We start from the raw sequence: 25,605 nt of genomic DNA on the forward strand, positions 1-25,605 counted from the left end.
GGGTTCCCACCCCGGAGCCCCCCATGCTCGCTGCGCTCGCACTGCCTGCGCTGGCGCGCGGCAGCCTCACGCGCGTGCGCGCGGCATCGCCGGTGCTCGCCGCCCCACCCGGCCGGACCACCGTCGTGATCCAAGTCGCGCCCCGGCCGCCTGGGCGACCACCCCGCGACTTCGATCAACCGGGCAAGATCACAAGCGAGCTCGCACCGCCTGCGCGCGGCAGCCTCACGCGTGTGCGCGCGGCATCCCGGGGTCGCCGTCGCGCCGGCCGGACCACCGTCGTGATCCAAGTCGCGCCCCGGCCGCCTGGGCGACCACCCCGCGACTTCGATCAACCGGGCAAGATCACGCGCGTGGGCGCGGCATCCCGGTGGTCGCTGTTCTACGGCGGTCGCTGCCCTACGGCGGCCGGGCTTTAGCCTGCCGGCCGGGGGTGGCGGGGGGTCGCGGGGCGTGTCATCCGGGGCGGGTGAGGGTATGGGCATTGGCCTGGAAGGCCCGCCGTTCGGTGAGCTTGACCTGGCCGTACGGTCACCCGACACGCCGACAAAGCGTGACAAAGACGTGGCGTGTCCTGCCCCGGTGAAGTTGACCTTGTGACCATCTCGGATGAGTGCCGTTGGACCCTTGCGAAAGCCCCCCCGTGGTCTGCAAGTATGTGCCAATGCCCCAGCAGCAGTCCTCGGTTGACTTCTTTCAGAACGGCTCGGATCACGAAGAGCTGAGTGTGGTCCTGCGTGGTTACGACCGCGCCCAGGTCGACGCCAAGCTGCAGCGGATCAACGCGCAGCTCCAGCAGTCCAACCAGGCTCGCGAAGAGGCCGAGAGCCGCCTCGCCGAGGCCCAGCGGCGCATCCGTCAGACCGAGCAGCGGCTCGGCACGATGGAGCAGAAGCTGAGCGACACCAACAAGCAGCTGGAGGAGAACAACCGGCCGACGCTGTCGGGGCTGGGCACGCGGGTCGAGCAGATCCTGCGGCTCGCCGAGGAGCAGGCCAACGACCACCGGGGCGAGGCCAAGCGGGAGACCGAGGGCATCATCTCCGCCGCGCGGCTCGAGGCTCGCGAGATCACCGACAAGGCGCGGGCCGAGTCCGCCGCCATGAAGGCGACCGCCGAGCGCGAGGCCGGCAACCTGCGCACCGCCGCCGAGCGGGAGGCCGCCGAGGTCCGGGTGCAGGCCCGGCGCGAGGCCGACACGCTGCGCGCCGACGCGGAGCGCGAGACCAAGCAGCTGCGCACGGCCACCGCGCACGAGGTCGCCGAGCTGAAGGCGACCGTCGAGCGCGAGGTGGCGACGCTGCGGGCCACCGCCGAGCGGGAGATCACCCAGCTGCGCGCCAAGGCCGCCCGCGAGGCGGAGGAGAAGCGCGCCGAGGCGACGAAGCTGCTGACCGACGCCCGCGACAAGCGCGACAAGGACCTGCAGTCCCTCGCCCTGGAGATCGCCGAGCGGCAGGAGAAGGCGGAGCGCGACGAGTCCGCCCGCCACGCCTCCGCGGTCGCCGCGACGCAGAAGCTCGTCAACGAGGCCGAGAGCCGCGCCCGGGCCGCCGAGGACCGTGCGAAGGAGATCGAGCAGCGGGCCGAGGCGCGCCGGGTCGAGTCCGAGCGCACCGCCGCCGAGACCCTCGACAAGGCCAAGAACCTCGCCGACAAGACGGTCAACGAGGCCCGCGCCGAGGCGCACCGCCAGCTCAGCGAGGCGCGTGCCGAGGCCGAGGAGACGACGCAGCGCGCCCGGCGCGAGGTCGACGACCTCACCCGCCAGAAGGACGCGGTCACCTCGCAGCTGGGTCAGATGCTCTCCGGCCTCGCCGGGATCATGCCGTCGGTCCAGCCCCCGCAGCAGGGTGGCCCGGCCGACGCGAAGAAGGGCAAGTCCGGAGACGGCGAGAAGGTCTCCGCCTGACGCTCGCGGGACGCGGTGATCAGGCCGCTTCTCGATCATTCACGGGGAGTTCGATCGCACGTCCCGTCATGCGCGGTGCGTAATTGCGCGTGGCGGGACGTTGCGTGTGAGGATAGGTGTTATGTCAGACCGCGACCTCTTCGACACGGGCCCGGGCGGCGTCTCCTCTGAGCCGGACTTCGAGACCGCACTGCGTGGGTACAACCGCAGCCAGGTCGACAAGTACTGGACGCAGTCGGAGAACGAGATCCATGCCCTGAAGCTGGAGAACGAAGAGGTCTGGGGCCAGGTCCAGGCGCTCGCCTCGCAGGTCCAGGAGCTGCAGATGGAGCTCGCCGACCTGCGCCGGCGCGGTCCTGTGGGCGAGGTCTCCTTCCGTCATCTCGGCGCCAGGGTCGAGCAGATCCTCGGCCTCGCCGAGGACCAGGCCGAGGCGATCCGCGCCAACGCCGTGCAGGACATCTCGGGGCTGCGCGCCGAGGCCGAGCGGCTGCTCGCCGACGCCCGCACGCGGGCCGCCAAGGCCAACGAGGACTTCGAGCTCGCCCTCGCCGCCCGGCGTGCGGAGGAGGAGCGCGCGGTTACGGAGCGTCGCGCCGCCCTCGAGGCGGAGACCCGCGCGATCGAGGAGCGGGCCGTCGCTTCGCGCGCCGAGGCCGAGCGGATCGTCGCGCACGCCCACGCCGAGGCGCAGCGCATCACCGCCGAGGTCACCGCGCAGCTCGAGCAGGCCCGGCACCGGACGGAGCAGGAGCTGCAGGCGCTGCGCGCGAGCGCCGAGCAGCACGCGACACAGGTCCGTGCCCAGGCCGACCAGGACGCCGCCGCCGCGCAGCAGCACGCGACGACCGTCAGGACCGAGGCCGAGCAGCAGGCCGCCGCTCTCCTCGCCCAGGCGCAGGAGCAGGCCACCACGCTGACCGCCGAGGCGAAGCAGCAGGCCGAGGCCGTCACCGCCCAGGCGCAGGCCCAGGCGGCGGCGCTCACCGCCGATGCGCAACAGCAGGCGGCGGCGGTCACGGCGCAGGCGCAGCAGCAGGCCGAGACGGTGACCACGCAGGCCCAGGAGGCGGCCGAAGCCGTCGCGGCGAAGGCACAGGAGGCCGCGGCCACCGTCGCCGCGCAGGCCGAGGAGCACGCCGCGACCGTCACCGCCCAGGCGGAGGCGACCGCCGCAGCCGTCGCGGCCCAGGCGGAGCAGTCGGCGACCGCCGTCACCGAGCAGGCCGCCGCACAGGCGAAGGCGATCGCCGACACGGCCGTGTCGAAGGCGGAGGCCGCCGCCGCCGAGGCGCACGCCGCCGCCACGGAGGAGCACCGCAAGAACATCGACGAGGCCACCCGCAAGGCCGACACCGACGCCGCGGCCCGGGCGGCCGCCGCCCGCACCGCGATCGAGCAGGAGCTGCGCGACCTGCGCGCCACCCACGACGCCGAGCTCGCCGAGCTGCGCGCCGCGGCGCAGCGGGAGTTCGCCGAGGTCCGCGCGGCCGCCGAGGCCGAGGCGGAGGGGCTGCGCGCCGTCGCGAAGGCCGAGGCCAACGCACTGCGCGCCGAGGCCGCGGCGGCCATGACCGCCGCCGAGGCAACCGCCGCCGCACAGGCCACCGCGACCGCCCAGGCGAAGGCCGAGGCCGACAAGGCCACCGCGAAGGCGAAGGCGGACGCTGAGGAGGCCACCGCCAAGGCCAGGGCCGCGGCGGACGAAGCCACCGCGAAGGCCAAGGCCGACGCGGAGGCCGTCACGGCCAAGGCGAAGGCCGACGCCGAGGCCGCCGCGAAGCAGCAGGCGGCCGCCGACGCCAAGGCCGCCGAGGAGCAGGCCGCCAAGGTCGAGGCGGCCACCGCGAAGCTCGCCGAGGCGGAGGCCCGGCTGGCCGAGGTGCAGTCGCAGGAGGCCGCCCTCCGCGAGCGGCTCCAGGAGTCCGCCGACGCCGAGGCCCGCCTGGCCGAGCTGCGCGAGCAGGAGACGTCTCTCACCAGCAAGGCCGCCCAGGCCGAGGCGGCGCTGAGCACCGAGCTGGCCGGGCTGCGGGCGCAGGAGACGGAGCTGACGACCCAGGTCGCGGCCGCCGAGGCACGCCTGGCCGAGCTGCGGCAGCAGGCCGTGGACGCCGAGGCCCTGAGCGAGAAGGTTGCCGCGGCCGAGGAGCGGCTGCGGCAGGCCGAGGAGAAGGCCACCGCGGCGCAGCGACGGGCGCAGGAGATCGAGGAGAAGGCCGCCGCTGCGCAACAGCGGGTGCAGGAGATCGAGGAGAAGGCGACCGCGGCCGGCACCGAGGCCGCCGAGCGCGCCGCGAAGACCGTGGCGGAGGCCGAGCAGGCCGCCCAGGCGATCCTTGAGGCCGCCCGCGCCGAGGCCGCCCAGGCCGCGCCGGCCGCCACCCCCAAGGACAAGGACACGGCCACCCCGGCCGCGAACGGCAACGGCAACGGCAAGGGCAAGGTGAAGGTCGCCGCCGAGCAAGCCGGGTAAGCCGAGGAGCGGGGTAAGCCGAGGAGCGGGGTAAGCCGAGGAGCGGGGTAAGCCGAGGAGCCGGTAAGCCGAGCGAACTGGGTGAGCCGGGAAAGCCGAGCAAGCCGGGTGAAGCAAGCAAGCCGATCAGGCCGGAGAACTGCCCGAAACCGCGAAACCCCCGTGCGCCAGGTGCGGAAAGCCGACACTCAGGTTGAGGACGCGACGGCGGATCACGTATCGTCCGCGGGTCTGCGCGCCGGGTAACGTACAGCGGGAGGTCGTGTGAGCAGCAGCACGGAGCAGGTGCAACGAGACCGCCCCGGGCGTCACATGGCTGCACCCTCCCGGCAGCGCCGGCTCACCGTCCGCGTCGCGATCGGCGTCGCTGTCGTGCTCGTGGTGGCCGCCGGCACGTTCGCGGTCGTGCAGTACATGTCGGGCGACTCGCAGAGCCAGTCCAGCGGCGGCACCGAGAAGGCCACCGTCATCAGCACCGCCGGCACCGTCGTCGACGGCCAGCAGCTGACCACGGCGCTGCACATCAAGGCCGACAACGTCAAGGTGGTCAACTCGACCGTGCGGCACCAGGGCACGGTCGCGATCCGGGTGTTCCCGGGCGTCAGCGGCACCGTCGTGGAGAACACGGAGGTGTACTGCGACGGCAAGGACATGGTGGGCGTCGGCAACGGCGGCTACACCGCCACGAAGGTGAAGGTCCACGGCTGCGCGACCGGCTTCCAGCACTACGCCGGCGCCCCGGCGACGGTCAGCGACTCGACGGTCGACGACCAGCCGTACAGGGCGAGCTACGCCTTCACGGAGTCCGGCAAAAAGCGCCCGACCACCGGCGCCGGCCTGGTCGCCGGCCCGGTCAAGGCCGCGAAGCCCTGGCCCGGCCCCGACAACACGGGCGTGCCGGCGGGGACGGAGCTCACGCCGTACACGGGCCAATATGCGATCACCCAGGACAACACCGTCATCGACGGGAAGATCCTCACCGACTGCCTGGACATCAAGGCGAAGAACGTGACGATCAAGCGGTCGAAGATCAGCTGCAAGAACGAGGGCGGCATGATCATCCGGGTGTTCGACGACGTGGTGCCCGGCGCGAGCCTGCTCCTGGAGGACTCCGAGGTGGTAGGCGAGGGCGAGGGGCTCGGCCTCGGCTTCGGCCACTACACGATGCGCCGCGTCAACATGCACCACCTCAACGAGGGCCCCCGCGTCTCCGACGGCGCCGTCATCGAGGACAGCTGGATCCACGATCTCGTCTTCACCGATGAGAAGGACCACCAGGACATCCTGCAGACGACCGGCGGCGAGCACATGATCGTGCGGCACAACACGCTCGAGGCGTTCAACCCGGTCACGAACGACCCGTTCAACGCGGGCTTCCAGCTCGGCTCCGAGACCGCCCCGAAGCTCAGCAACCTGCTGGTCGAGGGCAACCTGTTCACCGGCGGCAACTACACGGTGAACCTGCGGCCGGACACGAAGGCGGAGAACGTGGTGTTCCGCAACAACGTGTTCGTGCAGAACAGCCGGTACGGGCCCGCCTCCAACGAGGACCTGCGGGGCGTCACGTGGGAAGCCAGCAACGTCTACCTCGACAGCGGCAGGCCCATCACCGAAGGGCCTTAGAAGCGCACCACGGACTTGGTGACCGTGTACGCCTCGGCGTAGTGCGCCCGGCACTCCATGCCGCGGATCCGGGCCAGGCCGAGGAACACCTCGTCGTCCCACCAGTCGCGGTCCTTCTGCGACGGGAAGTGCTCGTGCAGCAGCGCGACCTTCCGCCGGCCCTGGTCGGGCGTCAACGGCACGTACATGTTGCGGCGGGACAGGTCACCGTCCCACTTCGGGATCTCGTAGTGCATGACCAGGGAGTCCCGGAACGCGGTCGAGGCGAGCGAGCCGAGCAGCCGGTGGTCCTGGTGCGCGTCGTCGGTCGACGGGGCGAGCACCAGGTCCGGGGTGCCGAGCCGGGCGGCGGCCTCGACGATCTCCTTGGTCGCATTCCAGTGCGCCGGTAGGCGGCCGTCGGGCAGGTCGTGCAGGTGGAACTCGACGGTGCCCTGGGACACGAACGCGGTGGCGGCGGCCCGGGCCTCGTCCTGCCGGGCCGGCACCCCCGTGGCCAGGACGTAGTGCACGGTGACGCCGGCGGGCAGGGACAGCAGCAGCCCACCGGCGGCGATTTCGATGTCGTCCGGGTGGGCACCCAGGGCGACGACGGACCGCACGCCGGCGAGCGAGAAGCCGATCATGCGCGCTGCGTCGGGACGAGGGACGGGCGGCGGGTGGAGTCCCACAGCATCCACGGACAGTTGCCGTGGTTGTAGGCCTCCTCCATCTCGGCACGGTCCTTGAACGTGTCGACCGCCCGCCAGAACCCGTCGTACTGCTGGGCCAGCAGCTTCCGGTCCGGGATGAGCCGGTCGAAGGCGTGCGGCACCATGTCCTCGCCCTCCCGCAGGACGTCGAAGATCTCCGGCCGCATGATGAAGTAGCCGCCGTTCTCCCAGGTCATCAGCTCGCGGAAGTCCCGGACCCGCGAGACGGAGCCGTCGGGGCCCATCTCCACCACGTGGTGCGTGGAGACCGGCGGCACCGCCAGCATGCTGACCGCGGCCGTGGACGCGCGGAAACGCTCCACCATCTCCGGCAGCGGCGCGTCGGTCAGCGTGTCGGCGTAGTTGGCCAGGAACATCGGCTCGTCCTCCACGTACTTGCGCACGCGCATGAGCCGCTCACCGATCGTGGCCTTGAGGCCGGTGTCGATGAAGGTGATGTTCCAGTCGGTGATGTCGGTCGAGAACAGCTGCACGTCACGGTTGCCGCCGACGAGGGTGAAGTCGTTGGACAACGTCTCGTCGTAGTGCAGGAAGTAGTCCTTGACGACCGCGGCCCCATAGCCGAGGGCGAGGACGAAGTCGGTGTGCCCGAAGTGCGCGTAGTAGCGCATGACGTGCCAGAGCAGCGGCCTGTCGCCGATCATGGCCATCGGCTTGGGCGCGTTGCTGGTGCCCTCGCGCATCCGCATGCCGAGACCACCGCAGAACAGGACGACCTTCACGAACTACCCCTCAACGTCGAGTGCCGGGATCGGGTAGACCAGTTTGCCGCCCCAGTCGCGCACGTAGGACAGCTGCGCGCTGATCTCGGTGCGCAGGTTCCACGGCAGGACGAGGACGTAGTCGGGCCGGTCGGCGGCGATGCGCTCCGGCGCGTGGATCGGGATGTGCGTGCCGGGCAGGAACATGCCCTGCTTGTGCGGCGACCGGTCGACCGTGTACTCGAGCAGGTCCTCGCGGATGCCGCAGTGGTTGAGCAGCGTGTTGCCCTTGCCGGGGGCGCCGTAGCCGACGACCCGCTTGCCCTCGTCGCGGGCCCGCATGAGGAAGTCGAGCAGGTCGCGCTTGATGGTGAACACCTCGCCGGCGAAGCCCTGGTGCCCCTCGAAGGTGTGCAGCCCCGCGGCGGCCTCGGCGTCGAGGACGGCCTTGACGGCGACCGACGGCTCACCCGCGGTCTCGGTGTGCTTCGCGTGTACCCGCAGCGACCCGCCGTGCGTGTCGAGCTCCTCGACGTCCACGACGGCGAGCCCGCCCTTGGCGAGGGCCCGTGACGCGGTGAGCAGCGACAGGTACTGGTAGTGCTCGTGGTAGATGGTGTCGAACTGCCGCCGCTCGATCAGACGGAGCAGGTGCGGGAACTCCAGCGTGACCAATCCATCCGGTTTGACCAAATTCGCCAGGCCCTGACTGAAGCCGATAATGTCCGGAATGTGGGCATAAACGTTATTTGCCGCCACCAGATCGGCGCGACCGTATTGCGTCGCGACCGATTCGCCGGTTTCCGGCCCGAGAAAGCAGACCTCGGTCCGGATCCCCTTTTCGCGGGCGACCGCCGCGACATTTCCGGCCGGCTCGACGCCGATCACGGGAATACCCGCGGCCACAAAATGCTGCAGAAGGTACCCGTCATTACTGGCCACTTCGGCGACCAGGCTCTCGGCCGTTAGGTTGAGCTTCTCGATCATCGAGACGGAGTACCGCCGGGCGTGCTCCACCCAGGATGATGAATAGGATGAGAAGTACAGGTAGTCGGAAAAGATCTCCTCACCCGCCACGTACGCCGGGAGCTGCACCAACAGACACTCAGAGCAGGTGCGCACGTGCAGTGGGTAGAACGTTTCCGGGGCATCGACCCGGTCCGCCGGCACGTAGCTCTCACATAATGGTGACATACCGAGGTCGACGAAGGTCTCGGTGAGCTCGGCGCCACAGAGCCGGCACGAGACAACGGGCATGCGTCCCCCCAAAATAATCGTTGGCGCTAGGCTCCCAGCTATACCGCAGGAGCAAGATGTGGACGCGTCAGCCTAAGGCAGAATCCAAGCCAAGAAGCTAGCGGTCACAGAAGTCTGCTGTTCAACGCCAGAGTAAGAAGTCCGACACACCACCGAGGGCACTTTCGGTCCCTCATAGACTCGCCTTCCACCCGCCGAGCGTTCGGGAGCTTTGCCATGCGCGTACTCGTCACTGGTCACGACGGATACATCGGCAGCGTGCTGGTGCCGATACTCCGGCAGGCCGGGCACGAGGTGGTCGGTCTCGACACGGGGCTGTTCGCGGACTGCGTGCTCGGGCCGGCGCCCGAGGAGGTCAAGACGCTGCGGGTGGACCTGCGCGATGTCGAGCCGTCCCACGTGACGGGATTCGACGCGGTCGTGCACCTCGCCGCGCTGTGCAACGACCCGCTGGGCAACCTCAACCCCGACCTGACGTATGACGTCAATCACCGCTCGACGATCCGCCTGGCGAAGGCCGCCAAGGCCGCCGGGGTGCAGCGGTTCCTCTTCTCGTCGTCCTGCTCGCTGTACGGCAAGGGCGCCGACGACACCCCGCTGGACGAGACGGCCGGCTTCCAGCCGGTGACGCCCTACGGCGAGTCGAAGATCCTCTCCGAGCAGGGCCTGCTGGAGCTCGCCGACGACGACTTCTCCCCGGTGTTCCTGCGCAACTCCACGGCCTACGGCTTCTCGCCCCGGCTGCGCGGCGACCTGGTGGTCAACGACCTCGCCGCGCACGCGCTGCTCACCGGGCAGGTGCGGCTGCTGTCCGACGGCAAGGCGTGGCGCCCCCTGGTGCACATCGAGGACATCTCCGCGGCGTTCCTGGCGCTGCTGGAGGTCGACCGGGGCCGGGTGCACGCCAAGGCGTACAACATCGGCAAGAGCAGCGAAAACTACCTGATCCGCGACGTGGCCAACCTGGTCGCCGAGGTCGTGCCGGGCAGCGAGGTCACCTTCGCCGAGGGCGCGGGCACCGACCTGCGCAACTACCGGGTCACCTGCGACCTGATCGCGGTCGAGGTGCCCGAGTTCCAGCCGAAGTGGACCGTGAAGCTCGGCGTCGAGCAGCTGATCGAGCAGTACCAGCGGCACGGCCTGACGATCGAGCAGTTCGGCAGCGAGACCCACCAGCGCATCAAACGGATCAAGGCCCTCATGGCCGCCGGCAAGCTCGACAACGACCTGCGCTGGGTGGCGGCATGAGCACCGATCGGTTGTGTGACGCGTGTGGCGAGGAGCGGCTCGTGCCGTTCGCGGACCTGGGTGACATCCCGGTCCTGTGCGGCGTGCACTGGGAGGCCCACGGCGACGCCGTCGCGTCCCCGGTCGGCCGGATGGAGCTGGCGCACTGCCCGCGCTGCGCGTACGTGCGCAACATCGCGTTCGAGCCGGACAAGCTCGTCTACGACACGACGATGGACACCAACCTGCACTTCTCCCCCGCGTTCCAGCGGTTCTCCGCGGACCTGGTGCAGAGCCTCAGCGAGCGGTACGACCTCACCGGCAAGCTCGTGCTCGACATCGGCTGCGGCCAGGGCGAGTTCCTCAAGGAGCTGACCCACGTCGGCGGCGCCACCGGCGTGGGCTACGACGCGATGTACGCCGGCGAGACCGGCACCAGCGGGGCCAGCACCTTCCACAGCGCGCTCGCCCCACGCGGCGGCGGCCTGCCGGAGTACGACTTCTTCACCTCGCGGCACTGGTTCGAGCACCTCGACGACCCGTACGAGTTCCTGGTCGACCTGCGGGAGCAGGCGAAGGGGCGCGAGGTCTTCGGCTACGTCGAGGTCCCCGACGCGGTGTACGACCTCGCCACCGCCGGCTGGGAGGTCATCTACCCGCACGTCTCGTACTTCGACGCGTACTCCCTGGCGAGCATCTTCGGCCGGGCCGGCTGGACGGTCGAGTCGACCGGCACCCTGTTCTCGGGGATGTTCCGCTACATCGAGGTGTCGGCGAACCGGCCCCGTGCCGGCGGTCACGTCGCGCACACCGGCGAGCTGCCGTCCATGCGGGCCCGCGACAAGCAGCTCGCGGCGATCGCCGGCTTCGCGGAGCGGCACCACGCCGAGCGGGAGCGCTGGCGCACCACGATCGCGCAGCTCAACGCCGACGGCGCCCGGCCGGTGCTGTGGGGCGCGGGCTCGCGCGGCGTGCAGTTCCTCACACTCGCCGACCGCGAGCTGGGCCTGCACGGCGTGGTGGACCTCAACCCGCGCAAGTGGGGCCGGTTCCTGCCGGTCACCGGGCACCGGGTGGACCCGCCGTCGACGCTGACGACGCTGCAGCCGAAGGCCGTCGTGATCACGAACCCGGCCTACAAGGACGAGATCGCCAAGTCCCTGGCGGACCTTGGCGTCACCGCCGAGATCCTGGTGGCGTGATCATGCCCAGGGTCACGATCGGCATGACGACGTACAACGTCGAGAAGTACCTGCCGCTGGCGATCGAGTCGATGCTGGCGCAGGACTACCCGGACTACGAGATCGTCGTGTGCGACAACCTGTCCACCGACGGCACGTGGGAGATCCTTGAGCGCTACGCCGCCAAGGACGAGCGGATCCGGATCTACCGCAACCCGGAGAACCTCGGCGAGGCCGGCAACTTCCGGCGGGTGGTGCAGCTGGCCCGCGGCGAGCTGTTCCGCCTCGCCGCGCACGACGACCTCGCCGCGCCGACGCTGATCAGCCGGTGCGTGGAGGCGCTCGACGCGCACCCCGAGGCGATCCTGGCCTTCCCGCAGACGATGCTGATCGACAGCGACGGCAACGAGATCGGCCCGTGGGACGACGCCATGGACACCCACGACCTGCGCTCGCGCAGCCGGGTGAGCTGGTACGCGCGCAAGTGGAACCTCTGCAACGAGGTCTTCGGCGTGATCCGCACCGACGTGCTGCGCAAGACCCGGCTGCTCGGGCCGTTCCTGTCCAGCGACGTGCGGATGCTGCACGAGCTGGCGCTGCGCGGCGAGTTCATCCAGGTGCCGCAGCGGCTGTTCTTCCGCCGGATGCACGCGACCAACACGTTCGGCGCCCAGCGCGACACCGACGAGGTGCTCGAGTGGCTGGAGCCGGGCGCGGCCAAGGGCAAGAACCGCAAGCGCAAGCCGGCCAGCGACCAGAGCCACCACACCAGGATGACCTGGGAGATCACCAAGGCGCTGCTCAGCAACGAGCTGCCGGTGACGGAGCGGGCCGCCGCGACCGGGGCGTTCCTCACCTCGTGGGGCACCCGCCGCGGCCGGGCCAAGCTGGGCCGGATCCGCCGCTCGATCACCCGCACGCCGATCGCCCCGCCGCCGTGGGAGCAGCCGGCCCAGCGGCCGGCCCAGCGGCCGCCGACCGACCAGCCGCACGACCAGCAGCAGGCCTAGGAGTCCGCATGAGTCAGAGCGTCGACCGTACCGTCGATCCGCTCGACCGCACCGTCGACCTCGACCGCACCGTCGACCTCGACCGCACCGCCGAGATCGCTGCCCTCACGCCGCCGGCGCCGCCACCGGCGGAGCCCGACAGCGAGGAGGCGCCGCGCACGCGGCTGAAGTCGGCGATCTTCTGGTCCTACGCGCTGACCGCCGGCCGGCTCGGCACCACGATGATCGTCACGTTCGTGCTGGCGCGCATGCTCGGCCCGCACGCGCTCGGCGTCCTGACGACCGCGCTGCTGTTCGTAATGCTCACGCAGATGCTGCTCCAGCAGACCCTGATGACCACGATCATCCAGCGGGAGAAGCTGGAGGGCGACCACCTCGACGCCGGGTTCTGGCTCATCATGATCGGCAGCGTCGTGCTGACCGGCCTCGCCGCCGGCGCGGCACCGCTGTGGGCGGCGTTCAACGACCAGCCGCAGGTCACGGCCGTCTGCATCGCGTTGACTCCGTTGATCCTCCTGCAGGGGCTCACCGTGGTGCCAGAGGCGATCATGCGCAGGAGGATGACGTTCCGGCCGCTGGCGATCCGGATGCTGATCGCCACCGCGCTCGGCGGCGTCGTCGGCATCGCGATGGCGTTCGCCGGCTATCAGGTTTGGGCGCTGGTCGCGCAGCAGCTGGTCACCGGCGTCGTCGGCGCCGTCGTGCTGTGGTCGGTCACCGACTGGCGGCCGCGCCGTCGGATGCCGCGTCAGGCGATCAAGGACCTGTGGGGCTTCTCGGCGCAGACCGCCCTCGGTGGCATCGGCGTGTTCCTCGCGATCCGCATCGACGTGCTGGTGATCGGCAAGCTCTTCGGTTCGACCGCGGTCGGCCTCTACCGCCTCGCGCAGCGCCTGCCCGACATGCTCACCGAGGTGACCAGCCGGTCCCTGCAGCAGGTGTCACTGCCTGAGCTGGCCAGGCTGCAGCGCAGCCCGGTCGAGCTCGGCGAGCGGCTGGCCAAGATCCTGCACGTGTCCGCCGTCACGGGGCTGCCCGCGCTGGGCATCCTCGCGGCCACCGCGAAGCCACTCGTCGCGCTGCTCGGCCCGGAGTGGTCGCCGGCCGGCACCGCCATGCAGCTGCTGTGCATCGTCGGCGTCGTCAACGTGTACGGGGTGCTGCTCGGCCCTGCCCTGCAGGCGGTCGGCCGGCCCGGGATCAACACCGCGCTGTCGTGGTTCCAGCTCGCGGTCGGCGTGACCACGTTCTACTTCATCGGGCAGTTGCTGCACGGCTCCAAGGACGACCGCGAGCAGGTCGTCGCGATCGCGCTGGGGATGGCTGGGCTGGAGCTGTCGATCACGATCCTGATGATGTACATCACCTTCGTGCGGGTGCTGAAGGTCGACACCTGGCAGATCCTCGGCCCGACGGTGCCGGCGTTCCTCGCGGGAGCGACGGGCTTCCTGGTGCCCTTCGCGGTCGACCGGCTCGACCTCGTCGGCGGGCCGTGGGTGCTGAAATTCGTGGTTTACGGCGTGCTGGCCACGGGCATCTCCGCCGGTCTGCTGCTCGCCCTGGACACGCGTATACGGGGGATGGTCATGCGGAAGGTCCAACCAGTGCTCAGAAAGAAGTAGGAGCGGTCTTGCTGTTCGACGAGTCCAACCGCCTGCGCCCCCTCGCGCACGCGGTGATCCCCGGTGGGGCGCACACCTATGCCAAGGGCGACGACCAGTTCCCCGAGGAGGCGCCGGGCTTCATCGTCCGGGGCGACGGCTGCCACGTCTGGGACGCCGACGGCAACGAGTTCATCGAGTACGGGATGGGGCTGCGCTCGGTCACGCTCGGCCACGGCTACGCGCCAGTGGTGCAGGCCGCGGCCCGGCAGATGGCGGAGGGGCTCAACTTCAGCCGCCCGGCGACCATCGAACTGACCGCGGCGGAGCGGCTGCGCACCGCGCTCGGCGTGCCCGACCGGATGGTGAAGTTCGCGAAGAACGGCTCCGACGCCACGACCGCCGCGGTGAAGCTGGCCCGCGCGTACACCGGCCGGGACCTCGTCGCGGTCTGCGGCGACCATCCGTTCTTCTCCACCGACGACTGGTTCATCGGCACGACCGGGATGCCCGCGGGGATCCCCGACGCGGTCCGCGCCCTGACGCTGCGGTACCGCTACAACGACCTCGCCGGCGTGGAGGCGCTGATCGCGGCGCACCCGGGCCAGATCGCCTGCCTCGTGCAGGAGGTCGAGACGACCGAGCCGCCCGCGCCGGGCTTCCTCGCCGGCCTGCGGGCGCTGTGCGACCGGCACGGCATCCTGCTGGTCATCGACGAGATCATCACCGGGTTCCGCTGGCACGTGCGCGGCGCGTCGCACGTGCACGGCGTCCAGGCGGACCTGACCAGCTACGGCAAGGCGCTCGGCAACGGCTTCGCGGTCGCCGCGCTCGTCGGCCGGGCCGACGTCATGGCGCTCGGCGGCCTGCACACCGACCGGGAGCGGGTGTTCCTGCTGTCCACCACGTACGGTGCCGACACGCACACGCTCGCCGCGGCGATGGCGGTCCTCGACGTGTACGAGCGGGAACCGGTCATCGAGCACCTGCACCGGCAGGGCCGGCGCCTCGCCGACGGGGTGCGGGCGGCCGCGGCCGCGCACGGGGTCGAGGACTTCGTCGGCGTGGCCGGGCGCGACAGCAACCTCATCTACGTCACCAAGGACGCCGCCGGCGAGCGGTCACAGGCGTTCCGGACGCTGTTCCTGCAGGAGCTGATCCGCCGTGGCGTGATCGCGCCGTCGTTCGTGGTCAGCTACTCGCACACCGACGCCGACATCGACCGCACCATCGAGGCGGTCGACGGGGCCCTGGCCGTCTACGCGAAGGCGTTGAGTGACGGCGTCGAGGGGTACCTGGTCGGCCGTGCCGTGAAGCCCGTCTTCCGCCCGTACGTGTAGGGGGGCGCACCGTGGTCGCAGTGGTCGAGCAGGAAGAAGAGGTCCGGCGCGGCAGCCGTACACCGGTGAAGGCCGCCGCCGTTGTGGGCGCGCTGGTGCTCGGCACGGCCGCCTCCATCCTGCGGCAGGCCGGGCCCGGCGCCCTGGACACGATCTGGGCCGAGGACGGCGAGATCTTCCTGACCCAGGCGGTGCGCGACGGCGCCGGGGCGTTCACCACGTCCTACGCCGGCTACTACCATCTCGTCGCCCGGCTCATCGCCGGCGTCGCCGCGCTGCTGCCGCCCTCGCAGGCGGCGGCCGCGCTCGCCATCGGCGCGGCGCTGGTCACGACGGTCTTCGCGATCGCCGCGTACGCCCTCAGCGGGGAGTACCTGTCCTCGACCGTGGCCCGGCTGGTGGTCTCGGTGCCGGTCGCGGTCCTGCCGATGGCGCAGGGTGACGTGCTGAACTCGCCCGCGAACCTGCACTGGACCGGGCTGTACGTGCTGTTCTGGTTCCTGCTGTGCCGCCCGGAGTCGATGGCCGGCAAGGTGCTGTCCTGCGCCGGGATCGTGCTCGTCGTCGGCAGCGACATCCTCACCGGGGTCTACCTGCCGCTCGTCGCGTTCGTGCTGTGGTTCCACCGGGACCGGTACGCCGTGGCGAAGGCCGTCGCGTTCGTGGTGCCCTTCGCCGTCCAGGTGCTCGGGCTGCTCACCGGGGCCAGCGAGCGGGAGGGCCTGACGCCGGACCCTGTGCGGGCGGTGACCGGGTCGATACTGCGTGCCGCGCCGACGGCCCTGTTCGGCGAGCGGTGGGTCGGCCAGACGATCGGCGCGCGCAGCCTGGTGTTCGCCGCCATCGCGTGGCTGCTGATCGGCACGCTGCTGGTGCTGGGCCTGCGCAAGGTCATCCGTCCACGGTGGACGCTGGTGATCGCGGCCGGAGTGCACAGCGCGCTGGTCTACATCGCGCCGGTCGCGCTGAGCGGCATCGCCACCCCCCGCTACAACGTGGCGCCGGCCCTGCTGCTGCTGGTCACCCTGGTCGCCCTGCTCAACGACGTGGTGGGGGTGCGGATCCTCGCGGCGCTGGTGCTGGTCGTGTGCGCGGTGAACTTCCGGGTGGACAACACCCGCGCGGACGGGCCGGCCTGGCACACCGGGCTGGAGGGCGCGCGGACCGCCTGCGCCGCCGACCCGGCGGGCACCGTGTCGATCGAGGTGACCCCGCTGGCCGCGCCGGGATGGCATGTTGCGCTGCCGTGTGACTATGTCGACAGGAAATAACCCTCTGGCATTGCGGTCATCGGTGCGCAAGCAATTATCAGGCAAACTATGATCCACTCCAGAGTTAAGGCATGAATTTCCTCGACCGTTCGGACAGCCTTGGCTGACGGAACGACGGAGGCCTCTGCACCCCGGAACAGGATTCACATTCCAGGGCCCAGATGTACGCTGAGCTGCGCAACAGGAGATCACTCTTGTCCGTTTAGTCACATAAGTACCATATATGTAATTTGCTGCTTTTGTTGTTCTTGAGCGCGTCAAACGGCATTTCATGTTCCGTTAAAAGAGGCATGTAAAGAATGCGACACGGCGAGATTGCCAGTGCCCACTTGCCCCGCCGACGCGTTATCCGCCAGTGTCGCTAGGCGACTGCCTGTGGGGGCGCCGCGACGTATTTTCCATCGGGAGCAGGGTCGGTCATGAAGGTTGGCGTCATCGGCTGCGGTTACTGGGGAGCGAAGCACGTCCGCGTGCTGTCCTCGCTGCCCGAGGTGTCCCTGGTCGTCGCGATCGACGCCCAGACGGAGCGGATCGAGCCGCTGCGCCGGATGTACCCGAGCGCGCTGTGCGTCACCAGCCTCGACGAGGTCATCGACCTCATCGACGCCGCGATCATCGCCACGCCGCCGCGCTCGCACGCGCCGCTGGCCAAGCGACTGCTCGCCGCCGGCAAGCACGTCATGGTCGAGAAGCCGATGACCGCCTCGACCGCCGAGGCCCGCGAGCTGGTCGCGATGGCCGACGAGGCCGGGCTCACCCTGGCCACCGGCCACACCTTCGAGCACAACGCGGTGGTCAAGCACCTGCGCGACATGGTCGCCGCCGAGGAGCTCGGCAAGATCTACTACATCGACACCGCGCGGCTGAACCTCGGCCTCTACCAGCCCGACGTCAACGTCGTGTGGGACCTCGCGCCGCACGACATCTCGATCATCAACATGGTGCTGGACAGCACGCCGACCGCGGTGAGCGCCTGGGGCGCCAGCCACGCCGGCACGCCCTTCGAGGACGTGGCGTACCTGCGGCTGGAGTACGGCGCGATCGGCGCCACCGCGAACATCCACGTCAGCTGGCTGGACCCGTCGAAGGTCCGGCGCGTCACCGTGGTCGGCAGCCAGCGCATGGCCGTGTACGACGACATGCTCGACGAGGGCCGCCTGCGCATCTACGACAAGGGCGTCCAGGGCGCCCCGCTCGACGGCACCGTGCCGATGTCGTACCGCTACGGCGGCATCACCGCGCCGCACATCCCGATGACGGAGCCCCTCAGCGAGGTCGATCGCGACTTCGTGCAGGCGGCGATCACCGGCCGCAACCCGCAGGTCGACGGCCGCCGCGGGCTGGCCGTGGTGGAGGTCCTGGAGGCCGCCGCCGAGTCGATGGCCACCGGCCGCACCGTCAACCTGTCCCAGCCAGCCACCGTCTGACCGGCGCTCCACAGCCCTTGAGAAAGGACCCCACGTCCGTGCGTATCCCGTTCAATGACCTCGCCACACCGCACGCGTCGATCGTCGAGGACGTCGTCGCGGAGGTGCGCACGCTGGCCGGCAACTCCCGCTTCATCGGCGGGCCGGCCGTCGAGGCCTTCGAGCAGGACTTCGCGGCGTACTGCCGCACCACGCACGCCGTGGGCGTCGCCAACGGCACCGACGCGATCGAGCTGACGCTGCGGGCGCTCGGCATCGGCGGCGGCGACGAGGTCCTGGTGCCGGCCAACACGTTCATCGCGACCGCCTCCGCCGTCGCGGCCACCGGCGCCACCCCGGTCTTCGTCGACGTCGACCCGGTCAGCCTCCTTGTCACCCCCGCCTCGCTGGAGGCCGGCGTGACCGAGCGGACCGCCGCGGTGATCCCGGTGCACCTCTACGGGCACATGGTGCCGCCCGGCGACGTGCTGCCGTTCGCGGCCAAGCACGGCCTCGCCGTGATCGAGGACTCCGCGCAGGCGCACGGCGCCGACGCACCGGCCGGGCATGACGCCCTGGGTGAGAAGGTTCGAGCCGGCTCCTACGGCGTCGCCGGAACGTTTAGTTTTTACCCGGGCAAGAACCTCGGCGCCTGGGGCGACGGCGGCGCGGTCGTGACCGACGACGCTCAGCTCGCCTCACGGATCCGGTCGCTGGCCAACCACGGCCGGTCCGAAGGCACCGACCACTACGAGCACCGCTACATCGGGCGCAACAGCCGGCTCGACGCGCTGCAGGCGACCGTCCTGCGGCGCAAGCTGGCCGACCTGGACGCAGGCACGGCACAGCGCCGGCGCGTCGCGTCGGTCTACGCGGAGGCACTCGCCGCGCACGGCATCCCGCTGGTGGCACCACTGCCGGGGGTTGACAGCGCGTGGCACCTCCTCGTCGCGCGGGTGCCCGGACGGGAGACCGTCCGCCGCCTGCTCGACGAGGCCGGCATCGGCACCGGGGTCCATTACCCGGTTCCGTGCCACCGGCAGCACGCATACGCTACCGACCAGACCGTCAGCCTTCCGGCGGCCGAGCAGGCCGCCGCCGAGATCCTCTCCCTCCCCTTCTTCCCGCACCTGCGGGACGAAGAGGTCTCCTATGTCGCGGACCACCTCGCCAAGGCGATCACCGCGCTCTGATCTTCCGTCAGCTCGCTCGTTCGTTGTCGCACCAACGCACAGTGAGGAGGTGTCGCTGTTGACCGCGTCACAGGCCGTCGACGCAACACTGAGCACCCCGCCCGCCACCGCCCCTTCCGACACTGCTTCGGACGCCTCGTCCGACGACACCACCGTCGTGATCTCATCCCTGCCGCAGCCGGCCACCGGCGCGGCGGAGCTCGCCGACGACGCGACGGTGGAGATCCCGATGCCGCAGCGGGTGCTGCGCAAGGTCGGCAGCGGCTGGGGGTTGATCCAGGGACACCGGGAGGGCCGCTCGCTCATCCCGCGGCGGTCGATGCGCCAGTTCGTCGAGGCACTGGTCGCTCTGGCGATCCTCGCCGCGCTGTCGCCGGTGCTGATCGTGGTCGCGCTCGCGGTCAAGTGGACCAGCGAGGGCCCCATGCTGTTCCGCCAGGAGCGGCTGGGCCTGCATCGGAGCACGTTCAAGATCATTAAGTTCCGCACGATGAGCAACAAGAACAGCGACGCCCAGCACCGCGAGTTCGTCAAGAAGATGCTCACCTCCGAGGACGACGTCGACGGCGGCGAGCAGGGCGTCTACAAGCTGGTGAACGACCCGCGGATCACGCCCATCGGCGGCTTCCTGCGGCGCACCAGCATCGACGAGCTCCCCCAGTTGTGGAACGTGGTGCGCGGCGAGATGTCCCTCGTCGGCCCGCGCCCGGTCCTGGCGTGGGAGGCGGACCTCTTCCCGCCGGAGGCGGAGCGGCGTTTCGCGTGCCGGCCCGGTATGACCGGCCTGTGGCAGGTCTCCGGCCGCAGCACCCTGGACTTCAAGGCCGCCCTCGAACTCGACGTCAAGTACGTCGAGAAGAAGTCGGTCTGGTATGACATCTCGATCCTCTGGCGGACCGTCGGAGTGGTCTTCAACCGATCGGTGGCACGGTGAAAGATCCACGGCTCCATGTCGTGATTGCGGTGGCGAATCTGCCGGTGGAGCGGGACCGGCGGGTCATCCGTGAGGTGAAGGCCCTGGAGGCCGCCGGCTACCGGGTCACGGTGATCTGCCCGCGCGGGGTCACCCGCATCACGCAGGTGCCGGGCACCGTCGACGCGAAGGTCCGCTCGTACCGGATGTACGAGTCCTCCGGTGGCGCCGTGTCCTTCGCCGTCGAGTTCGCGTGGTCGTTCGTGTGCATCGGCTGGCACCTGATGGCCGCCGTCGTGCGTGACCGGGCCGTCGCCGCCCAGGTCTGCAACCCGCCGGACGTCTTCTTCCCCCTCGCACTGCTCATGCGGATGCTGGGCCGCCCGTGGGTGTTCGACCACCACGACCTGTCGCCCGAGGTGTACCAGGCCCGCGGCGGCCGTCCGGGCTCGCTGCTGGACAAGGTGCTGCTGCGCTTCGAGAAGTGGTCGCAGCGGGCCGCCTCGGCGGTCGTGTCGACCAACGAGTCCTACCGGGAGCTGGCGATCAGCCGCGGCGGCTGCGACCCGTCCCGGGTCGTCGTGGTCCGCAACGGCCCCTCGGCCGCCGAGGTCAAGCCGGTCGCCTCGGCCCCGTCCGACATCGACGACCACACCATCGTCTACCTGGGTGTCCTGGGTGCGCAGGACGGCGTCGACAACGCGATCCTGGCCGCCGAGCGCCTGGTCGAGCTGCGCGGCCGGCTGGGCTGGCGCCTGGTCGTGGCCGGTGACGGCGAGTGCCTGGAGAGCCTCAAGGCGCTGACGGTCGAGCGCAAGCTCGAGGACGTCGTGGAGTTCACCGGCTGGCTCGGCGTCGAGGAGATCGACCGCCTGTTGCGCACCGCTTCCGTCGGATTGCAGCCAGACCCTCGCAGTGCGCACGCCGAGGTGTCGACAATGGCGAAGACCGTCGAATACCTCGCCCGGGGACTGCCGGTCGTCGGTGTGGACATGCGGGAGACCCGGCGCAGCGCCGGTGACGCCGGGGTCTACGTCGCCAACGGCACCCCCGAGGAGTTCGCCGGTGCGCTGCACCGCCTGCTGGACGACCCGGTGGCACGCGCGTCGATGCGCAACGTCGCGCTCGCGCGGTTCCGCAATACTCTGGCCTGGGAACACCAGGCGGCGGCTTATGTCCGGCTATGGGACGAGTTGCTGTCCACCCGTCGTGAGAGGTACAAAGCGGGATCGGCGATCATTCGGCAAGCCGGACCCGCGGACGTCAGTCAGGCAGAACAACGACAGTGATGAGCGCAGACGAATACCGCCCGCCCGGCGACCGTGCTTGTGTGAGGGGATGACGTGGACCTCTGGGATCTCGCCAAGCTGATGGGTCGTCGCTGGTATCTCATGGCGCCGATGATCATCTTGACCCTCGCCGCGACCAGCTGGGCGCTGCTCACCATCAAGCCCGACTACACCTCGACCGGCCAGATCATGCTGATCCCGCCGGCCGACCGCACCCCGCTGACCCCCGCCGAGCTGCAGTCGACCAACACCTGGGTCGAGGTCGGCGAGGACATCATGGCCAAGGCCCTGTCGATCTCGCTGAATACCAACCAGACCCACAAGGAGATCGAGGGCGAGGGCTTCTCGACGAACTTCGAGGTGGCCGCCGAGGACCGCTCCAGCATCCTCACGGTGACCGCGACCGCGACCACGCCCGAGGCCGCCCAGGCGACCGTGCAGCGGCTGGAGAAGCAGATCACCCGCGAGGTCGAGGAGATGCAGGCGCGGTACAAGCCCAAGGCGGGCCGCGCGATCAGCACCCAGGTCCTCGACGCCGGCGACACCATCGAGGTCGTCTCCTCGAAGGTCAAGCGCGCCGCGGTCGTCATCATCGGCGTCGGTCTGCTGCTCACCGCCGCGGTGACCATCGTCGGTGACAACATCCTGCGCCGCCGGGCCCGCACCCAGCTGCTGCGCCGCCGGAGGTCGGACGACCCGGAGCCCGGCGACGAAGCAGACGTCATCGCCGACACCGACCGGGCACCGGCCGGCCGCGTCAACGGCGCCGGCAGGGGCGGGCTCAGCGGCGGCAACGCCGTCGCCAAGCAGGACGAGACGGCGGTGCTGAGCACCAGCGGCACCGGCACCGGCACCGGCACCGGCACGAGGATCAAGAGCACGGTCACCACCGGCAACGGCGGCGCTCCCGCCGGCGCGGGCCTCACCGTGGCGTACCGGCAGGCCGAGATCGCCCCGGACGACGACCGGCGCGGGGTCGAGACCGACGACGCGACGATCATCCTGCCCCTGGGCAACACGCCGTGGGCCGGCCGGGAGGGGCGCGACAAGGACGCCGAGGCGCGCAACCGTTGACCTCCAGCGCCGTGGCCGGCGAGAGCCGCACACGTAGTCAGGCGCCACCGGCCCAGGTGGCGCCCGACGACCTGCGGATCTTCCCGCGCAAGCCGAAGCGGAAGCGGGTCCAGGCCTACCGCCCGTCGCCCGACCTGCTGCCGGTCCTCATCGACGAGCGCACCTACGCCTCCCGCCGCCGGCGCAGCCACATCGACGCCGCGTCGCTGCTCGTGCTCGTCGTGGTGCTGATCCAGCTGCTGCCCTCGCGGCTCGTCGTGCCGGACCTGACCTCGGTCGGCCGCCCCGGCCTGCTGATCGGCCTGCTGCTGGCCGTCTGGTGGCTGCTGTCCAAGCTGCACCCACGGCTGGCGATGACCGGACCGCAGCCGATGCGCTGGGCGTTCGTCGTCTACGCGCTGACGCTGCTGCTGTCCTACGCGGCCGGCCAGTTCCGCGGCATGCCGGTGCTGGAGGCAAACTCCGCCGACCGCGCCCTGCTCGGCGCGCTCGCGTTCATGGGCATCATCTTCATGACCGCCGACGGCGTGCCGACCCGCGACCGCCTCGACGACGTGCAGCGGGTCCTGGTGTACTGCACCGCGTTCAACGCCCTGCTCGGCATCATGCAGTTCATCACCAAGAAGGACCTGACGCAGAGCATCATCATCCCCGGCCTGACCCTGCAGGGCGAGCTGGTCGGCCTCGCCGACCGCGGCGGCGGCGGCCTCATCCGCGTCGCCGGCACCACCGGGCACTACATCGAGTTCAGCGTGGTCATGGCGTTCGCGGTGCCGCTGGGCATCCACTACGCCCGCTACGCCAAGACGAAGCTCGAGCGCCGGCTCTTCCTCTTCTCCACGCTGGTGATCGCCGGCTCGATCCCCCTCGCGCTGTCGCGTACCGGCATCCTGGCCGTCGGCATCGCCCTGCTGTGCATGTGGCCGGCGTGGAACTGGCGCTTCCGCTTCAACGTCGTGGTCGTCAGCATGGGCCTGCTCGGCGTGCTGTCCGTCGTGCGGCCCGGCCTGCTGGGCACGCTGCGGTCGCTGTTCAGCAACGCCGAGGACGACCCGAGCATCAAGGGCCGCACCGACGACTACGCCATCGTCTTCCAGTACGCCTCCGAACGCCCCTGGCTGGGCCGGGGCACCGGCACGTTCATTCCCGAGCTGTACCGCTACCTGGACAACCAGTGGCTGATGACGCTCATGAACAACGGCTACCTCGGCATCATCGGGATGGTCGTGCTGCACTTCGCCGGCGTGTTCCTCGCGATCATCGCGTTCCGCCGGGCGGAGAATGAGGTCGACCGCCACCTGTGCGCGGCCATCTCGGCTGTGCCGCTCATCGCGGCGCTCACCGGACTCACGTTCGACTCGTTCTCGTTCAGCACCTTCGTGGTCGTGCTCGCCCTGCAGCTCGGCGCCGCCGGCGCGATGTGGCGCTTCACGCACCCGGCCCGCACCACCCGCGGCGCCGCCGTCGGCGCCCTCCAACGTTGATTCTGGAGCACCGGTGATCTCAGTCGTCATCGCCGCGCACAACGAGGCGGCGGTCATCGGCCGCTGCCTCGACGGCATCCTCGCCCCCGACATCGACGTCACCGTCGTGGCCAACGGCTGCAGCGACGACACCGCCGCGATCGCCGCGCGCCGCCCCGGGGTCCGGGTCATCGACCGCCCCGAGCCGGGCAAGTCGGGCGCGCTCAACGCGGGCGACGCCGTCGCGGTGGGCTTCCCCCGCGTCTACCTCGACGCGGACATCCCGCTGACCGCCGCCGACCTGCGCACCCTCGCCGCCTTCCTGGACGGCACGCCCGGGCTGCTGGCCGCGACCGCGCGCCGGGCCCTCGACACCCGCGGCCGGCCGCTGCTGGTGAAGGCGCACAGCGCGATCAACGGCCGGCTCCCCGCGTACCGCGACGCGCTCTACGGCCGTGGCGTCATCGCCCTGTCCGAGGCCGGTCGCGCCAGGTTCGGCACATTCCCCGAGATCGTCGCCGACGACCTGTACCTGGACGGGCTCTTCGGCCCCGGCGAGAAGGCCGAGACGCCGGCGGTCGTCGCCCTCGTCGAGACCCCCCGCCGCACTTCGGACCTCGTGCGGCGTTTGGCCAGGGTACGAGCGGGTAACGCGGCCCTGCGCGCCGCAGGTGCCGCCCGTCCCGCGGCGCGCTCCTCGTGGTTGCGCGACGTCGTGCTCCCCAGGCCCTGGCTTCTGCCCGCGGCGGTGGGCTACGTTGCGCTCACCGCCGCCGCATCGCGGGCCGCCCGCCGCAGCGACGTCGGATGGGGCCACGACACGTCCACCCGCGGAGCAGTCGGAGCGCAGCAGTGAGCCTTGATCCAGTCGTCAGCGTCGTCCTCGTCTCGTACAACACCCGCGAGCTGACGCTCAAGAACCTCGCGGGCCTGCAGGCGGGCACCGCCGTGCCGATCGAGATCATCGTGGTCGACAACGCCTCGACCGACAACTCGGCGGCCGCGATCGGCCACGCCTACCCGGAGGTCCGCGTCCTGCGCCAGCCGACGAACGTCGGCTTCGGCAACGCGGTCAACCTCGGCGCCGCCCAGGCCACCGGCCGCTGGATCCTGCTCATCAACCCCGACACCGAGCCCGTCGGCGACGTGATCCGCACCCTCGTCGAGTTCGCCGGCAGCCACCCCGAGCACCGCATCTACACCGGCCGGACGCTGCGCGCCGACCACACCGACGACGGCCACTCGGTGCATGCGCTGCCGAGCCTGTGGGGGTACGTCTGCTTCGCCACCGGCCTGTCGTCGCTGCGCCGGCGCTCGCCGCTGTTCAACCCCGACGAGCTGCCCGGCCTCGACCGCGCCATCGGCGGCGAGGTGCCGGCGGTGTCCGGCTGCCTGCTGCTGATCGACCGGCCGCTGTGGCAGCAGCTGGGCGGCTTCACCCCCGACTACTTCATGTACAGCGAGGACATCGACCTCAGCGCCCGCGCCCGCGAGCTGGGCGCCCGGCCCGTCCTCGTCCCCGAGGCGCAGCTGCTGCACGTCGGCGGCGCCGCCTCCAGCACCGTCAACAAGCGGATCATGGTACTGCGGGGCAAGACGACGTTCGTCCGCCTCCGGTGGTCCCCCGGCCGCGCCCGGCTGGCCCGGCTGCTGCTGTCCGCGGGTGTACTGCTGCGCGCGACCGCCGGCGCCGGCTGGCGCGACGTGTGGCGCCAGCGGGCGACGTGGTTGGACGGCTGGCCCGCACCGACCGGCGCCCCGGTCATCCCGTCGCAGTCCTCGCCGGCGGCGCACTCCTCCGCGCCGACCCGCTCGGTCTCTCAGCCGTAGCAGGCCCGCCGCCGCTGCGGGTTGGCCGTCGCTGCGGGTTGGCCGTCGCTGCGGGTTGGCCGTCGCTGCGGGTTGGCCGTCGCTGCGGGTTGGCCGTCGCTGCGGGTTGGCCGTCGCTGCGGGTA

The 25,605-nt window shown here is 70.7% G+C and carries 20 protein-coding genes; 17 read left to right on the forward strand and 3 right to left on the reverse strand.

Going from position 1 to position 25,605, the window contains the following annotated elements:
• Positions 1-664: 664 nt before the first annotated feature.
• The 3 genes from AB0H83_RS44295 to AB0H83_RS44305 all read left to right on the forward strand — a co-directional run bounded on the left by AB0H83_RS44295 (position 665) and on the right by AB0H83_RS44305 (position 6,011).
• Positions 665-1,912, forward strand: coding sequence for a cell division protein DivIVA (locus AB0H83_RS44295; protein WP_360107338.1), 1,248 nt, complete (start codon positions 665-667; stop codon positions 1,910-1,912).
• Between the two features lie 121 nt (positions 1,913-2,033).
• The gene (locus tag AB0H83_RS44300; protein WP_360107341.1) at positions 2,034-4,388 is read left to right on the forward strand and encodes a hypothetical protein; all 2,355 of its coding nucleotides are present in this window, start codon (positions 2,034-2,036) and stop codon (positions 4,386-4,388) included.
• A 264-nt stretch (positions 4,389-4,652) separates the two neighbouring features.
• A complete protein-coding gene (locus AB0H83_RS44305; protein WP_360107344.1) occupies positions 4,653-6,011 on the forward strand; it encodes a hypothetical protein in 1,359 nt (452 codons plus the stop codon).
• Here the strand turns inward: AB0H83_RS44305 and AB0H83_RS44310 are convergent.
• The 3 genes from AB0H83_RS44310 to AB0H83_RS44320 are packed head-to-tail and all read right to left on the reverse strand — an operon-like array spanning position 6,008 to position 8,682.
• Positions 6,008-6,637, reverse strand: coding sequence for a PIG-L family deacetylase (locus AB0H83_RS44310; protein WP_360107347.1), 630 nt, complete (start codon positions 6,635-6,637; stop codon positions 6,008-6,010). The genes AB0H83_RS44305 and AB0H83_RS44310 overlap by 4 nt on opposite strands.
• Positions 6,634-7,446, reverse strand: coding sequence for a sugar phosphate nucleotidyltransferase (locus AB0H83_RS44315; RefSeq protein WP_360107350.1), 813 nt, complete (start codon positions 7,444-7,446; stop codon positions 6,634-6,636). Before AB0H83_RS44315 ends, AB0H83_RS44310 begins: the two co-directional genes overlap by 4 nt.
• Positions 7,447-7,449: 3 nt before the next feature.
• Positions 7,450-8,682 (reverse strand): class I SAM-dependent methyltransferase, encoded by a 1,233-nt coding sequence (locus tag AB0H83_RS44320; protein WP_360107353.1) that lies wholly within the window; start codon positions 8,680-8,682, stop codon positions 7,450-7,452.
• A 216-nt stretch (positions 8,683-8,898) separates the two neighbouring features.
• On the opposite strand from AB0H83_RS44320, the gene AB0H83_RS44325 reads away from it, so the two are divergent.
• From AB0H83_RS44325 to AB0H83_RS44390, 14 genes are all read left to right on the forward strand, one after another.
• Positions 8,899-9,930, forward strand: coding sequence for an SDR family oxidoreductase (locus tag AB0H83_RS44325; protein ID WP_360107356.1), 1,032 nt, complete (start codon positions 8,899-8,901; stop codon positions 9,928-9,930).
• Positions 9,927-11,111, forward strand: coding sequence for a methyltransferase domain-containing protein (locus AB0H83_RS44330; protein WP_360107359.1), 1,185 nt, complete (start codon positions 9,927-9,929; stop codon positions 11,109-11,111). The genes AB0H83_RS44325 and AB0H83_RS44330 overlap by 4 nt, the downstream gene beginning before the upstream one ends.
• Before the next feature lie 2 nt (positions 11,112-11,113).
• Positions 11,114-12,100 (forward strand): glycosyltransferase, encoded by a 987-nt coding sequence (locus AB0H83_RS44335; RefSeq protein ID WP_360107451.1) that lies wholly within the window; start codon positions 11,114-11,116, stop codon positions 12,098-12,100.
• 8 nt (positions 12,101-12,108) lie between these two features.
• Complete coding sequence (locus tag AB0H83_RS44340) at positions 12,109-13,722, forward strand: lipopolysaccharide biosynthesis protein (protein ID WP_360107362.1); 1,614 nt, start codon at positions 12,109-12,111, stop codon at positions 13,720-13,722.
• An 8-nt stretch (positions 13,723-13,730) separates the two neighbouring features.
• Positions 13,731-15,041 carry a glutamate-1-semialdehyde 2,1-aminomutase gene (locus tag AB0H83_RS44345; protein ID WP_360107365.1) on the forward strand — a complete coding sequence of 437 codons (1,311 nt, stop codon included), beginning with the start codon at positions 13,731-13,733 and terminating at the stop codon, positions 15,039-15,041.
• Positions 15,042-15,061: 20 nt separating this feature from the next.
• A complete protein-coding gene (locus AB0H83_RS44350; protein WP_360107368.1) occupies positions 15,062-16,312 on the forward strand; it encodes a hypothetical protein in 1,251 nt (416 codons plus the stop codon).
• A gap of 419 nt (positions 16,313-16,731) precedes the next feature.
• Positions 16,732-17,739 carry a Gfo/Idh/MocA family oxidoreductase gene (locus tag AB0H83_RS44355; protein ID WP_360107371.1) on the forward strand — a complete coding sequence of 336 codons (1,008 nt, stop codon included), beginning with the start codon at positions 16,732-16,734 and terminating at the stop codon, positions 17,737-17,739.
• Positions 17,740-17,777: 38 nt separating this feature from the next.
• Complete coding sequence (locus AB0H83_RS44360) at positions 17,778-18,911, forward strand: DegT/DnrJ/EryC1/StrS family aminotransferase (RefSeq protein ID WP_360107374.1); 1,134 nt, start codon at positions 17,778-17,780, stop codon at positions 18,909-18,911.
• 58 nt (positions 18,912-18,969) lie between these two features.
• Positions 18,970-19,845, forward strand: coding sequence for a sugar transferase (locus AB0H83_RS44365; protein ID WP_360107377.1), 876 nt, complete (start codon positions 18,970-18,972; stop codon positions 19,843-19,845).
• A 29-nt stretch (positions 19,846-19,874) separates the two neighbouring features.
• Positions 19,875-21,113 (forward strand): glycosyltransferase family 4 protein, encoded by a 1,239-nt coding sequence (locus AB0H83_RS44370; protein ID WP_360107380.1) that lies wholly within the window; start codon positions 19,875-19,877, stop codon positions 21,111-21,113.
• 54 nt (positions 21,114-21,167) lie between these two features.
• A complete protein-coding gene (locus AB0H83_RS44375) occupies positions 21,168-22,187 on the forward strand; it encodes a hypothetical protein (protein WP_360107383.1) in 1,020 nt (339 codons plus the stop codon).
• On the forward strand, positions 22,184-23,671 hold the full coding sequence (locus AB0H83_RS44380; RefSeq protein WP_360107386.1) for an O-antigen ligase family protein: 1,488 nt from the start codon (positions 22,184-22,186) through the stop codon (positions 23,669-23,671). Before AB0H83_RS44375 ends, AB0H83_RS44380 begins: the two co-directional genes overlap by 4 nt.
• 13 nt (positions 23,672-23,684) lie before the next feature.
• Positions 23,685-24,506, forward strand: a complete 822-nt coding sequence (locus AB0H83_RS44385; RefSeq protein ID WP_360107389.1) for a glycosyltransferase — start codon at positions 23,685-23,687, stop codon at positions 24,504-24,506.
• Positions 24,503-25,480: a glycosyltransferase family 2 protein gene (locus AB0H83_RS44390; RefSeq protein WP_360107392.1), complete on the forward strand. Its 978-nt coding sequence runs from the start codon at positions 24,503-24,505 to the stop codon at positions 25,478-25,480. Before AB0H83_RS44385 ends, AB0H83_RS44390 begins: the two co-directional genes overlap by 4 nt.
• Positions 25,481-25,605 lie beyond the last annotated feature (125 nt).

The sequence above is a fragment of the Dactylosporangium sp. NPDC050688 genome (genome assembly GCF_040654515.1).
Taxonomy (GTDB): domain Bacteria; phylum Actinomycetota; class Actinomycetes; order Mycobacteriales; family Micromonosporaceae; genus Dactylosporangium.